General features: G+C 67.2%; 8 protein-coding genes. 4 read left to right on the top strand and 4 right to left on the bottom strand.

What is annotated here, in order from left to right:
• Positions 1–27 precede the first annotated feature (27 nt).
• Genes ABWO90_RS00770 through bcsB form a run of 3 tightly spaced genes read right to left on the bottom strand, consistent with a single transcriptional unit; the run spans position 28 to position 7349 of the window.
• Entirely contained in the window at positions 28–3894 is a 3867-nt protein-coding gene (locus tag ABWO90_RS00770; RefSeq protein ID WP_353189290.1) for a cellulose synthase subunit BcsC-related outer membrane protein, read from the bottom strand.
• Positions 3867–5126 carry a cellulose synthase complex periplasmic endoglucanase BcsZ gene (gene bcsZ, locus ABWO90_RS00775; protein WP_353189291.1) on the bottom strand — a complete coding sequence of 420 codons (1260 nt, stop codon included), beginning with the start codon at positions 5124–5126 and terminating at the stop codon, positions 3867–3869. The genes ABWO90_RS00770 and bcsZ overlap by 28 nt, the downstream gene beginning before the upstream one ends.
• The gene (bcsB, locus tag ABWO90_RS00780; RefSeq protein ID WP_353189292.1) at positions 5127–7349 is read right to left on the bottom strand and encodes a cellulose biosynthesis cyclic di-GMP-binding regulatory protein BcsB; all 2223 of its coding nucleotides are present in this window, start codon (positions 7347–7349) and stop codon (positions 5127–5129) included.
• A gap of 427 nt (positions 7350–7776) precedes the next feature.
• Here bcsB and ABWO90_RS00785 point away from each other — a divergent pair, with 427 nt between their 5' ends.
• From ABWO90_RS00785 to ABWO90_RS00800, 4 genes are all read left to right on the top strand, one after another.
• Positions 7777–7992 carry a hypothetical protein gene (locus ABWO90_RS00785; protein ID WP_353189293.1) on the top strand — a complete coding sequence of 72 codons (216 nt, stop codon included), beginning with the start codon at positions 7777–7779 and terminating at the stop codon, positions 7990–7992.
• 7 nt (positions 7993–7999) lie between these two features.
• Positions 8000–8650: an HAD-IB family hydrolase gene (locus tag ABWO90_RS00790; protein WP_353189294.1), complete on the top strand. Its 651-nt coding sequence runs from the start codon at positions 8000–8002 to the stop codon at positions 8648–8650.
• Between the two features lie 22 nt (positions 8651–8672).
• Positions 8673–10598 (top strand): FUSC family protein, encoded by a 1926-nt coding sequence (locus ABWO90_RS00795; protein ID WP_353189295.1) that lies wholly within the window; start codon positions 8673–8675, stop codon positions 10596–10598.
• Between the two features lie 100 nt (positions 10599–10698).
• Positions 10699–11862: a methyltransferase gene (locus ABWO90_RS00800; RefSeq protein WP_353189296.1), complete on the top strand. Its 1164-nt coding sequence runs from the start codon at positions 10699–10701 to the stop codon at positions 11860–11862.
• A 135-nt stretch (positions 11863–11997) separates the two neighbouring features.
• Here the strand turns inward: ABWO90_RS00800 and ABWO90_RS00805 are convergent, their stop codons facing one another.
• On the bottom strand, positions 11998–13332 hold the full coding sequence (locus ABWO90_RS00805; protein ID WP_502922517.1) for a TIGR03862 family flavoprotein: 1335 nt from the start codon (positions 13330–13332) through the stop codon (positions 11998–12000).
• Positions 13333–13397 lie beyond the last annotated feature (65 nt).

The following is a 13397-nucleotide window of genomic DNA, read 5'->3' on the forward strand; positions in this document are numbered from 1 at the left end:
CACAATTGCGATGCGAGCGCGCATAGGTCAATAACTCCAGATCGGACGTACCGGCGACGGCGGCATCGGCACATCGCCACGGCGGGCATCGAAGTGATAGCGCATGTAGACAAGGAAACGATTCGGCGCGTAGTAGTCGGAGCGCTCGAACTGCACCTGTCCGCCGATGACCCAGTGACGGTTGACCCAGTACTCGGCGCGTCCGAGGATCGAGAAGCCGACACCGAAACCGCCGCCCGAGCCATACGTGAGATTACCGCTCGCCGCCTGCAGCGCGCCATCCGTCGGGAAGTACGGCATCGACTTCTCCTGACTCTGCGAGAGCGACACCGAGCCACGCAGGTAGTACGACCAACGCTGGGTACGGCCGTACCATTCCAGCGGCAACGTCAGCGACACATAGGTTTGCGGGCTGTAGTAACCGCCGTGGCCATAGGTGTAGTAGCGTTCGTTCTGCGCGAAGCTGTCGAAGAACAGCGTCACGCCGGTGTTCATCCGCATGTCGCGCTTGTAGATCAGCGGCAGGTCCACCCCGGCACGCGCCGAAATCTCCGAGTTGTTCAACACATTCTCGCCGGTCAGCCGCGCCACACTCGCCTCACCGAAGATGCCCCACTTCGGGAAGTCGCGCGATGCGTGGAACGTCAGCGCATCACGCCGCACACCGCCCCATTTGCCGTCGCCAAAGACCTCCGGTAACGGTAGATAGGACCCGGCGTAGGACACCATGCTACCGGTCATCGGCCGACGCGATGCGTCGACCCAGTAGTTGTAGCGGCCGAGATTGCCGTACAGGCGCACGCCCCCCGTCACGTACGAGACCGGGAAGCCGATGGGCGTATGGCCGATGTCCGCACGGATCCAGTCGTTTTCGTAGCCGAGCATGAGCGCCTGGCCGTGCGCCTTCTGCCGCTTCGTGCCGTAGTCGGAGAGCACGCCGGGGTTCGCGGCGCGAAATGCCGGTACATTCAGGAACGGCAGCGTGCCGATCTGCGACGTGCCGTTGAGCGGCAGATCGCCCGAATCCGCACTGACATAGTCGGTCTGCGCAAACACGTGCCCGTCGTACCCCACGGCGTACTGACCGTACACCGGCACGGCGCGCGCATTGAACATCGAGATGCCGCCGTCGCCCTTCTTCTGGTCGATCTCGTAGCCCGCCGCCACGTAGCTGTTACGGCGCGACTCCAGCGAATCGATGGCCGACTCCGCCGACGTCATGCCGTCGTAGCCCGGTAGCGCACCCTGCACGATCTCCTCCTTGCGCGCCTGGTCGTACCATCCCTTCGCCTCGTTGAAATGACGCTGGGACTGCGCGATGCGTCCGCGCTGCACCGTGACGGCCGGGGTATCCGGGAATTGCGTGCGCAGCTTCTCGTTCAGGGCAATGGCCTCGTCATACCGCTCCATTGCCGTGAGACGCCTCACCGCGGCGAGTTGCGTCCATACGTCATCGGGCGGCGCCTCGGCCAGCGCACGATCGAGTTCGCGGTTGGCGGCCTCGTCGTCCTGAAGTTCGTACAGCACCCGCACGAGCGACAGACGCGCGTCCTGATTGCCGGGGTCCTCCCGAAGCTGGGCCTCGGCGATCTTGCGCGCGTCGTCGAAGCGACGCTCGTCGAAATAGATGTCGCCCAGCGTCGACAGCGCGCGCTTGTCGGGCGGCTGACGCGTGAGCAACGGGTCGAGCTTTTCGCGAGCCGTCTTGAAGTCGCCCAGCGCGCGCGCACGATCCGCCTGCCGCAGCGCCAGGCGGTCCTGCAAGTCCTGCCATTCGTCGCGCTGGTCCGCGCCCAGGGTCGACGGATCCATTCCCGCGAGGAAGGTGCCGAGTTCGCCGTCGCGCTCGGCCGTGTTGAGCAGCTCTGCGTATCGCAGTTGGGCGTCGGGCTGCGGCTTGTCCTGATGCGCCGCAAGCCAGTCCCGCATGAGCGCCAGGCCCTGATCGGGCTGCCCGGCCGCGACGCGCGCACGTGCCACTTCGCCGATCAGTTCGGGGTCGTCGCCTGCCAGCGACAGCGCTTCGCCATAATGACGCTCGCTTTGCGTCTCGTCGCCCGCCGCACGGGCTTCTCTCGCCTGCCGTGCAAGGTCGCGAATCGCAAGCGTCGTCCGCATGCGCTGGATCGATGGCGTGACGTTCGCGGCCGGAATCTGCGCGAGCGCCGCGCGTGCACCCACTTCGTCGTCGATCACGTTCAGATAAATGGCTTGCGCATAGAGCATCTGCGCACGGTCGTCCGGTTCGAGCGGCTGACGCATGCCCTCGGCCATGACCTCGCGGCCGATTTGCGGCAGACGCAGCTTCCGGTAGAGGCTGGCGAGCGAATAGCGTGTCCACGCGTTACCCGGGTCGAGCGCAACGGCACGCTCGAGCGCCGCGAGCGCCGGGCCGTTGTGGCCTTGCGCGATCAGCCGGTCCGCGTCGTCGGACAATGCGGCCGACTCGGCCTTGTCGAAGCGCGCCTTCTCCTGGGGGAAGCGCTGCCGCAAGTCGCCGAGCAGGTTCGCCAGTTCGGTTCGCCGTTGCTGGCGCGAGTACAAGGTAATCATGCCCCGCAGCGCCGTATCGTTGTCGGGTTCGATCTTCAACGCCTGCTGGAAGAGCCGTTCCGCGTCTTCGTCGCGCTTGTCGTCGAGCGCGATGTCGCCGAGCAGTGCCAGTCCGTCGGGGTTGCGCGGATCGCTCGCCAATGCGCTGCGCACGAGCCGGTCGGCCTCGTCCAGACGCCCCGCGTCGCGAGCATCGCGCGCCTGCGACATCGCGCCCCAGAATTGCGACGTCTTGAGCAGGCTGCGCCATTTGCCCGCGTTGTCGGGGTCCTTGCGCAAGGCCTGTTCGAACAGTTCCTGTGCGCCCTTGTGGTCACCCTGCCTCATCTTCACGAGTCCCAGCGAACCCAGCAATTCCCCATCGTTGGGACGCTTGGCCCGTGCGGCGTCGAGCGACTTCTCGGCATCTCCCAGGCGTCCCTGATCGAGGGCCTTGATGCCCGCCTGACGCGCCTTGTACGCCGGGTCGTTCAGCATGCGCGTGCGCGCCGCCTGCTGGGCGTTGAGCTTGTCGTAAGCGGCGCGAATGTCGGTGTCGTTCGGCACGAGCGCCAGATAGCGCTGATACAGGGGCAGCCACGCGAGGTTGCCGTCCGCCTTCGACAGCCCGCGCTGCCAGAGCGGCAGCAGCGCATTCATGTCGGCGTTCGGACGCGCCGCGAGTTCGGCCACCATGCGCGTGCCCGCCAGACGGCTCTCGGAGCGGTCGATCATCAACTCGGCCAGCGATTGCGAAGCCCGCGTGTCGTTGGGCGACGTTTTCGCCAGATTCGCCAGACCCTGCTGTGCGGCAGGCCAACCGTTTGTCGCGTTGGCTTGCGCACGGAAGTACTCCACGCCGAGCGCGCCACTGGGCGGGCCGTCGGGAAAGAGCGCCTTGTATTCGGCGAACGCGGCGTCGGCCTGGCCGCTGCGTTGGAGCAAGCGGGCGCGGGCGATGCGGGCCTTGTCGGTGGTGTTCACGCGGATCACATCTGCCAGCGCCTTGGTGGCCGGGGCGTTCGGATACCGGGCACGCAGCGTTTGCAGCGCCTTGTTTGCCTGTTGCGCTCGGTTCTCCTCGATGTCGATCTGGCCGAGAAGCGACAACACATCGGGCTGGTCCGGCTGAACCAGCAGCGCTTTTTCGAGCGCCGCGCGGGCAAGATCGTTGCGATGGCGCGCATGCCAGAGCGTGGCGCTCGCGAGCAGGTTGCTCACATCGCGATTCGCCGCGACGGGCCCTGACGTATTGGCGGTATTCGGTGCAGGTGCCGCGCGCACGTGCCCCGTGCCCGCCGCCATGAGCAGGCACGTCATGCACGCGGAGCGGATCAGCGTGTGGCGCAAGCCGCCTCCCATGACACCTGCAGCGTGCCGTCGGCTGCGAACCGGTAATGGCCGTCCTGCCAACCGAGGCCGAACAGTGAAAGGACCGAACTGTAATAACCCGGCGGGGACTGCGCATCGAGCGAACGGGCCCGCGCCACCTGCGCCTGCGCTTGCGCGGTATCGCCCAGGGCTTGAAGCAGCGGCACCAGCGCCGCCGAGAACCCCGAATTGCCTTCGCGATTGGCCTCGCCTGTGCGCGTGTTGACACGCTCAGGGGGTGCGCCGCGCGCCGCCACGAACTTCAGCATGCCGCTGAAGCTGTGCATCACCGCGTGAAAATCGTCGCTGCCCGGGGCCAGCATGCCGGCCCACAGGTAGACCCGGATCGCGTTGTAGCTGCCTTCGCCTTGCGTCTCCGGGTCCATCTCGAAGCCGTGTCCCGCGCGATACAGCGCCCATTCGGGCGCGAAGCCCAGGGGCGGCGTCGTGAGCGTGATCTGCTTGATCGACGACGGAATCAGTTGCCCCCAGCCGCTCTCCGGGAACATGCCCGCCAGACGGCGAACCACCTGCATCGGGACATAGCTGGGATTCAGGCGCCACACGTCCTTGGCCGGATGAAATCCGACGGGCGCGGGCAGCAGCGTTCGGCCAAGTCCGGGAATGAAGTCGGTCTCTTCTGCCGCAATCCGACGCGCGAGCAATGCGCCCAGCGCGAAGTAGCGGCGCTCACGCCAGAGGCGTCCGGCTTCGCCCAACGCGTATGCGATCCACATGTCGGCGTCGCTGGCAGGGTTGGTGTCGAGCACGCCCCAGCCGCCGTCGTCCTTCTTGCCCCATAGCCACGACGGCAGATGCGCCGTCAGATCGCCTTGCGCCAGATTGTTGATGGTCCACGCGAGCACCTTGTCGAACGTGGCACGATCATTGGCGACCAGCGCAAACATCAACGCATACGCCTGCCCCTCGGACACCGTGCGCTGGTCGTCCATGCTGTGATCGATCACGCGTCCGTCGTCGCTCAGGAAGCCCGCCTTGAAGCGAGTCCAGTCAGGCCAGTCCACCCCCGGGCACGACCGTGCACCGCCCGCCCCGCCGGCGGCGGCGGGATTGGCGGGTGTCTGCGTCGTCCCCGCTTTCGATGTCGCTGGCGCGGCGTGCGTCGTGTGCGAGAGGCCGGCGAGCATCGGCCCCGTGCCGCACGCGACGAGCGCGCGCAACACGGCACGACGGCGCCGGCCGTAGGCCTCGGCGCGTTTCATTTACTTCTCCAGACGGCGTGCAGCGCGACGCTGCAACCAGCCGAAGCACTTGAGCGCAATCGCAAATGCCGCGAGCAACGCCACAAGGCCGACCAGAATCGGGTGACTCGACAGGTGGTAACGGATTCGGGTCCACCAGCTCACGTCGCCGACGAAGTACGTCTTGCCGAGCCGGAACGATTCGGTACGGTCGTCGCTCACGACCGCCAGATCGCCGTGAATGGCCGAACGCTGGACAGTGTCGTCGATGGCGTCGACCACCTTGAGCAAGGCGGCGTCGCTCGACGCGTTGATCGCCACAACCGAGCGCGCACCGCTCACGGGCGACTCGAAGCCGATGAGGGCCGCCAGCGAGCCGTCGGAAAGCGCGTCCATGTGTGCCGGCCCGACCCGGCTCGCCGCCAGCGCCGAGCCCGTCGCCCCGTCGCCCCGGAAGTCCCGTGGCTGAGCCGACAGCACGCGGCGCGTCTGGTTGATGATCAACGGCAGGTTCTTGCCCCACTTGTTGAGCAGCTCGGCGATATCCTTCCCGCCGACGAGCAACAGGTCGCGATCCTTGAAGCGATCGGTCTGCGTTGTGTCGAGCACCTCGAAGCGATCGGCATAGGTGCCGGTCGAACGGCCGAACTGGCCCAGCGCCGAGAACACCGTTTCGAGCTCCGCCGCATCCGGCGTCTTCGAGACGACGACCGATGTCTGAGCGAGATCGGCGTACTTCGTGAACGGGAAGCCGCTGCCGACGAAGAAATTCAGATTCGGCATCTCGGCGTAATGCGGCAGGCCGCTGAAGTCGATGGTCGAATCGGCGTCGATGGCCGAGCGCGACGCATTGCCGATCGTCTGGCTGCACAGCCCTTGCTTGTGCGGCTGCATCGCGAACTGGAACGACAGCGAATTACGCGCGCCGACCTGGAACGCGGGAATACGCACCGACTGACGGTCCGCCATCGTGCCGTCGGAGAGCAGGTCGACCAGCATGTGGCTACGGTCGTTGCTCGTTCCGGCGGCCCGCAGACGGTAGGCACGCACGAACTGGTCGTTGATCGAAACGGTCATCGACGAGTCGTCGGGCATGACTGGCGGCGTATAGCGATACCGCAGATCCATCGGTACCCCGGTGTTCTGCCATGTGAGCAGATCGGCCGGGAGATTGAGCGGAATGCGGATCGGCCACGGCATGTAGCCGCTCGCCTGGAGATCGTTCGGATTCTCGACCAGTTCGCCGAACTTGACCGGCCGATCGGTACGAACCCAGCGCGGCGCATCGTAGGCCGGGCGCGGCGCCAGTTGGGTCAACGCCTCGATGCGCATCGACTCGCCCGAGAGCACGGCGCGGCCGGAGACGAGTCCCAGTGCGGCCGTCTCGAGATCCTTGGCGTCACGCCCCTGAATCACCAGGAGCTTGAGCGACGGGTCGTTGGGATTCGACACCATGCGCAACGTGGGCGCGTCGACCTTCGGCAGGTCCAGCCCCGGCAACATCGTGTCGTTCGTGACGAAGACGATGGCGTGTTTCGTCGGCAGCGCATTCACCGTCACCGGGAAGCGCGTGCGTCGATAGTCGCCGATGGCGCCAGCCCAGGTCGCAACCACACCGGCCGCGTGCACCACGTCGAGCGACGGCGGCTTGGCAAAGACGAACGGAATCGACTGGTCCCGGTTGTCGTGACGGTCGAAGAACGGCGCCGGCAGCGTGGCCAGATCGTTGCGAAGCGTGAGCGGCTGGGTACTCGTGATGATCTCGCTCTGCGGGCTGATGTCGGCCCACAGACTGGAATGCATCGGGTCTTCGCACTCCAAAGTGTAATGCCCGATGAGCACGAGCCGCACCCGGTTGAAGCCCGAGAGCATGCGCGGATCGAGCGGAATCTCTCGCACCAGATTCTTGCCGGCCTCTTCCTTGTTGAACGGCAAGGTGGCGATCAGCTCTTCGTTCAGATAGACCTTGAGCTGCGAGAGATCCGGCAACATCGCCGGCGAATAGGTGTAGCGCAGGCGCAGCAGCGCCGAGGCGACCGTCTGATCGAGTCGGATACCGAAGTTGACGTCGCCCGAACCTTCCGTGCCACGCAAGCGCAAGCCGTTCGTCTGCCCGAGCTGAGCGAACGTGACGGTGCGCTGACTGGTCCCCGGCGCCGGTGGCGCGAGGGTGACGGTGCTGCCTGCGGCATCTGGCGACGCCTGGGTCCCGGAGGTCGAATCCGGCGCGACGGCGGCTGGCACCGACGCTTTTCCTGTCTTGCCACCTCCCGTGGGGGCTGCTCCCGCAAGCCTGACACCCCCCGGGTCCATTGCCGCCGCGACGAGCAGGCAGATGGCAGTGACCTTTGTGTAACGCGACCAAGACGCTCGAAGCTGCATTTGCGATGCCTCATCTGTTCTTGTGATGCATTATCGACACCTCCGCACGAGCGTCGCCCGATCGACCCGACGTCTCACCACGTCGCGTTCCGGCAATCCGAAGATCGCCGGGGTCCGGCGGGACAGCGCTGCCCGTGTTTCTGGAAATGGCACGTTGCGCCATGCTAGCCTGCCTGCGCGCAAGTAATCAAGCGAACCTTCGCCTTCGGGTGTCGTGGTTCGGGCACACCAAACGAGCGGCCGACAAGCCAATTGCCGTGCCCGTGCGCCAACGTATAGAATGCCCGGCATGAGCCAGAGCGAACTGTCCTACAACGCCATGTCAGACGATGCTGACACGATGATCGAGCGGCGCTATCCCTCGGATATCGATCGCCTGCGCGAAGTCGTCGGCCGCGACGTGCTGCCGTTCTATCGCGACGAGCAAGCGCTGGTCGCCCGCCAACAGGCCAGCGAACGCTGGCCGCATCTGGTCGCCGTCGCGAACTCGCGCGACGCGATCTGATCCGCCCATGCGAGACACCTCCGTCGTTGCCGCCTTCGACTTCGACGGCACGATTTCCACCACCGACAGCCTGCGCGTATTCGTGCGCGAGACCGTCGGCACACCACGCTTTCTCATGGGTGCCCTGCTCGCGTCGCCGTGGCTCGTCGGTGCCGCCCTGAAGGTCGTCGATCGCGGCGCGGCCAAGGCGGCGTTCCTGCGCGCCTCGCTCGGTGCCCGACCGCGCGATCAGCTCGAGCAGGACGCGCATCGGTTCATCACCGGTCATCTGCTGCGTCTGATCCGCCCCGAGATGCTCGCCCGCGTGCGCCAGCACCGGGCGCTGGGGCATCGTGTCGTGCTGGTGAGTGCATCGCCGGGGCTGTATCTGCGTCCGTGGGCGGCGTCCGCCGGCATCGAGACGGTCTTGAGCACCGAACTCGCCTACGACGACCAGTCCCGCTTCGCCGGACACTTTGCACAGCCGAATTGCTGGGGCCCGGAGAAGGTCCGACGACTCGAAGCGTGGTGGGGAGACACCCCGCCACGCGTGCTGTTCGTCTACGGCGACAGCCGCGGCGACAAGGAAATGGCCGAACGTGCCGACCATGCGTGGATTCGCGGTCAGGGCAAGTTCATGCCGCTCACGGATGCCGACGCCGCCCGGCGCGCCTCCTGAGCGCCAGACGACCGTTTCGCTCATGTCGCCCTCGCCCGAGCCCGGACGCCGTGTTGCCTGGATGTCCCGGCTGGCGCGGCTGGAGCCGGTCGCGTTCTCCCGCTGGGACGCCGCGCATGCCGCGCTTTCCGTCGCCGTCCCCACCGCCATCGGCGCCGCGATCGGATACGGGGCAGACGCATCGCTCATTGCGCTGGGCGCACTCCCCGCCATCACCGGCGACCGCACCGGCCCCTATCGCTCACGCGCGCGCTCCATCCTGCTGACCATTGGCACCGGCGTGGTCGGCTTCCATGCCGGCATGCTGATCCACGACGTGGGGGTGTCGCACCCGTGGCTGGCCCATGTGCTGCTGCAACTGGCAATTCTGCTGCTCAGTTTCATCGGCACGTTCGGCAACGTGGCGTCCGCCGCGACGTTGCAAGGGGCGATCTATCTTGTCGTGGGATGGGGGTTGGCACTGCCGCCGCCCGAATGGCGAGCACCGCTGCTGCTGGCGGCCGGCGGGGTGTTCAGCGTACTGCTCATGGCGGTTCACTGGTTCCGGCACCCCGGGGCCGCCGAGCGTGACGCGGTCGCCGCCATCTATCAACAATTGGCCAATGTCCTCGAAGCGAGCGGCACACCGCGCGTGCGACTCGCCCGCCGGTCGCTGGAAAATGCGATCGCGGCCGCCTACGACACGTTGCTGACGGCCCGCGCCAGCACGGCGAGCGGCTGGGACGTGCTCGAACGCCGTGCCGCCCAGATTCTCGCCGCCGAGCCCATCACGTCGGCCGTGATCGCGCTGGCACAGGGCGGGCAGCCCCTACCCGCGCCACTCGGACGTGCCCTGTTCGGTGTGGCGCGCAGCATCGCCCGGGACCGCCCGATCGATATCGAGGCAGCCGCCAAGGCAGCGAAGGACAACGATGCGCCGTCGCTGGCGGCCGCGCTGCGTCGGGCGCAACCGTTGCTCACCGGCACGGCGCATGCTGCCGAAGCCCCCCTGGTGGCACTGGCGCGACATCAGGCCCGCGCCACGGCCCACCCGCGCTGGACACCGAAATGGCCCTGGCCCGACGTGTGGCGGTATTTGCTGCGCATCGGCCTGTGCGTGCTCGTCGCGCAGATCTTCATCGCCCTGACCGCGCTGCCGCGCTCCTATTGGGTGCCACTCATCGTCGTGGTGATCTTCAAGCCGAACTACGGCTCCGTGTTTGCGCGAGCGCTCCAGAGCGGCGTGGGCAGTATCGTCGGCGTGGCGGTCTCGGCGGCGGTGGTCGCCGTCGATCGCAACGGGCTGGTCAGCCTGGCCGTCCTGATTCCGCTGGCGGCGTGCCTGCCCTGGGCGTTGCGACGCAACTACGGACTGTTCAGTGCACTGCTGCTTCCCATCCTCATGCTGGTAATGGGTGCGTTGCAGCCGGGCAGCCAGGACATTGCGATCGCGCGTTTCATCGACGCCGTCGCAGCATGCGCCATCGTCCTGCTGGTGGGCTACCTGCCTTGGGCAAAGTGGGAGCGGCGGCAGCTCGACGAGCGCGTCGCCAACGCGCTCGATGCGCTGGGCCGGTATGCGGCGCTGGCCGACACGCACGACACCGACGCCGCCTTCGCGGCCCGACGCGCCGCCTACAAGTCACTGGACGACGCACGCATTGCGTTGCAGCGCGCGCTGTCGGAACCGCCGCTGGTGAGTCACCGCGCAGCGCACTGGTGGCCGGCGCTGGTGAGTCTGGAGCGCGTGGCGAACGCCATCACGGACACTGTCCCTCATGGCGAAGATCACGAGGCGCCGGTGCACCCGGCGGCGGCCATTCTCACGCATATGGCTGCCGCACTCCGCCATGACGGGCCATCGCCGTCGATGCCCGACGCCCCACTGCCGGGCATCGACCCGAGGCTCGACGACGCGTTGCGCGAGGCCATCGCCCTGCTGTTCGCGGCGCCCGCCAAGCCGGCCTGACGCCGCGCGCTACCGCCGTTTTCGTACGGCCCCCCGTCAACGCAGGCATAATGCGGGCTTCCGGCGCGCAAGCGCCGCTACGCTTGAAAGAAGACACCGCATGAACACAATTCCGACGCTCGCCTGGACCGAAGAAGGTCGCCCCGTGACAGCGCACTGGCGCTCCGAAGCGGGTGTGATGGCACCGCGTCGCGTTGAAGTCGTCGACGACACCCTGACCGCCGACGACGCCTACCACCTCGCCTGCGGCGGCACGGCCCTGCTGTATCGCGGCGATTATCAGAACGCTCGTCAACTGATGCAGGCGATGGCACGTCGCGTGGATCGCCCGCCCCATCGTCAACGCCGCAAGCCGCAGGACAAGGACGCCGCCGCCGTCGCCAGTCCGGCCGATGCGTTTCACAAACACCGCATGGCGCAGGCCCAACGCGCGCGCATTCTCGGCATGGTGCTCATTCCGCTGGACGCCGATTACGGCATTCCGTTGCGCCGTGCGCCAGATGTGCGCGAGGCCTGCACGGAAGCCTGGGGCCAGCCGGACGACCAGCCGTCCGTCGCGTCGCTTCGCGAGATTCTCGGGCTGATCGGCGCGCACGAGTGGCGCAAGAAAGGGGTGGCGATTCCGGCACTGGGCGCGTCGATCCATCCCTGGTATGGCGTGTTCTCGCCGGTGCGTGGCGAGTATCTCCAGTTGATCGATCAGGCGCCGTTGCCCGCGACGTCGACGGCATTCGACGTGGGCACCGGCACGGGCGTAATCGCGGCGCTGCTCGCGCGGCGCGGTGTGCAGCAGGTCGTGGGCACCGATCGCGATCCGCGTGCGCTGGCGTGCGCCCGCGAGAACATCGCGCGGCTCGGCTACGAGCGCACCGTTAAGATCGTCGACGCCGATCTGTTCCCGGACGGCAACGCCCCGCTTATCGTGTGCAACCCGCCGTGGCTGCCCGCGAAGGCCAACGCCCCTATCGAGCACGCGATTTACGATCCGGACAGCCAGATGCTCAAAGGCTTCCTCAACGGGCTGGCAGCCCATCTGAGCCCCGGCGGCGAAGGCTGGCTGATTCTGTCGGATCTGGCGGAGCATCTGGGGTTGCGCACGCGTGAGACGTTGCTCTCGTGGATCCATGCCGCCGGTCTGGTGGTGCTCGCGCGCCACGACGTCCGCCCCCATCACCCTAAGGCTGGCGACGCCAACGATCCGCTGCATGCGGCGCGTCGTGCCGAGGTGACGTCGTTGTGGCGTCTGGGCGTTCGCCCCGCTTGAGAATCAGCGCACCACGCCGACGGGCGGCCGACCGGCCGCCCTGCGTGAGCGCCGCACCGCGTTAGTGCGGCGTTAGCGGCGTTAGCGGCGTTAGCGGCGTTAGCGGCGTTAGCGGCGTTAGCACCGTTAGCACCGTTAGGGCAGCGACCGCAGGTAGGCCGTGGCGCCGTCACCTGCGACGCACGCGCTGGCGAAACAGGCGGTCAACAGATAGCCGCCCGTGGGGGCCTCCCAGTCGAGCATCTCGCCGGCACAGAATACCCCCGGGAGCGCCTTCACCATCAACCCGGCATCCAGCGATTCGAGCGCCACGCCCCCGGCCGTGCTGATGACTTCGGCAATCGGGCGGGTGCGCAACAGTGTCAACGGCAGCCGCTTGATCCCGGCTGCGAGCGCTGCGGGTTGGTTGAACGCTTCACGCGGCAGGCACTCGCGCAGCAAGCCGGCCTTCACGCCGGCGATGCCCAGGCGGCTTTGCAAGTGGCTCGCCATCGAGCGAGAACCGCGAGGCCGTCCAACCTCGTCGAAAACGCGCTCGAGTGTCCAATCCGGCAGCAGGTCGAGATAGACCGTCGCCCGGCCTTCGGCCAGGATCTCGTCCCGAATCGGTGCACACATTGCGTACACCAGACTGCCCTCAATGCCATGCGACGAGATCACGAATTCGCCCTGACGTGTCGTGCCGTCACGTAGCGTCATCGTGACCGACTTGACCGGATGGCCTGCGAAGCGCTCCTGCATATGCGGGGTCCAGTCCGTCTCGAACCCCGCGTTCGCCGGACGCAGCGGCGTTACGTCAACGCCCTGCTCACGCAGCCAGGGCACCCAGGCGGCGTCGGAACCCAATTGCGGCCAGCTCGCGCCGCCGAGCGTGAGTACGACGGCCTTCGCCCGCACCTGACGCTCACCGCCGGGCGTGGCGAAGCACAGCAGGTGGCCGTCGCTCGGTGTGCGTGGTGCGCGAGGTACGCGACCTTCCCAACCGAGCCAGCGATGGCGAACGTGCAACCGGACCCCGGACGCGCGCAAGCGCGTTAGCCAGGCGCGGAGCAACGGCGCCGCTTTCATGTCGACCGGGAAGACCCGGCCGGAGGTACCGACAAACGTATCGATGCCCAGCCGATGCGCCCACGAGCGCACATCGTCCGCGCTGAATCGACGCAGCCATTGCGCGACCGCGTTTGCGCGCTTGCCGTAGCGCGCCACGAACGGCTCGGCAGGTTCGCTGTGGGTGAGGTTCATGCCGCCCTTGCCCGCCATCAGGAACTTGCGTCCCACCGACGGCATGGCGTCGTAAATGTCGACTCGCCACCCCGCGCCCGCCAGCACTTCCGCCGCCATCAGGCCCGCGGGCCCCGCGCCGATCACCGCAACATCGACGGTCTCGGCGATCTCGACGGACGCAGGCGTTGTGACGGCAGCGTGCGTCGCATCGTCTGACGGAGAAGGCGGTGGGGTGATCGGGGGCATGCTCAAGGTAGCGGTGACAGGAAAAGCGATACCGCGCACGCGAAGGCGACGGACAAACTTCCGGC

Origin of the sequence: Pandoraea pnomenusa, from assembly GCF_040391475.1 — a bacterium.
In the GTDB taxonomy this organism is placed as follows: domain Bacteria; phylum Pseudomonadota; class Gammaproteobacteria; order Burkholderiales; family Burkholderiaceae; genus Pandoraea; species Pandoraea pnomenusa_C.

What these genes read in the sequence shown, in the direction of transcription:
- ABWO90_RS00770 (WP_353189290.1), bottom strand. Translation starts at nt 3,894, where the DNA reads ATGGGAGGCGGCTTGCGCCACACGCTGATCCGCTCCGCGTGCATGACG.
- bcsZ (WP_353189291.1), bottom strand. Translation starts at nt 5,126, where the DNA reads ATGAAACGCGCCGAGGCCTACGGCCGGCGCCGTCGTGCCGTGTTGCGC.
- ABWO90_RS00785 (WP_353189293.1), top strand. Translation starts at nt 7,777, where the DNA reads ATGAGCCAGAGCGAACTGTCCTACAACGCCATGTCAGACGATGCTGAC.
- ABWO90_RS00790 (WP_353189294.1), top strand. Translation starts at nt 8,000, where the DNA reads ATGCGAGACACCTCCGTCGTTGCCGCCTTCGACTTCGACGGCACGATT.
- ABWO90_RS00795 (WP_353189295.1), top strand. Translation starts at nt 8,673, where the DNA reads ATGTCGCCCTCGCCCGAGCCCGGACGCCGTGTTGCCTGGATGTCCCGG.
- ABWO90_RS00800 (WP_353189296.1), top strand. Translation starts at nt 10,699, where the DNA reads ATGAACACAATTCCGACGCTCGCCTGGACCGAAGAAGGTCGCCCCGTG.
- ABWO90_RS00805 (WP_502922517.1), bottom strand. Translation starts at nt 13,332, where the DNA reads ATGCCCCCGATCACCCCACCGCCTTCTCCGTCAGACGATGCGACGCAC.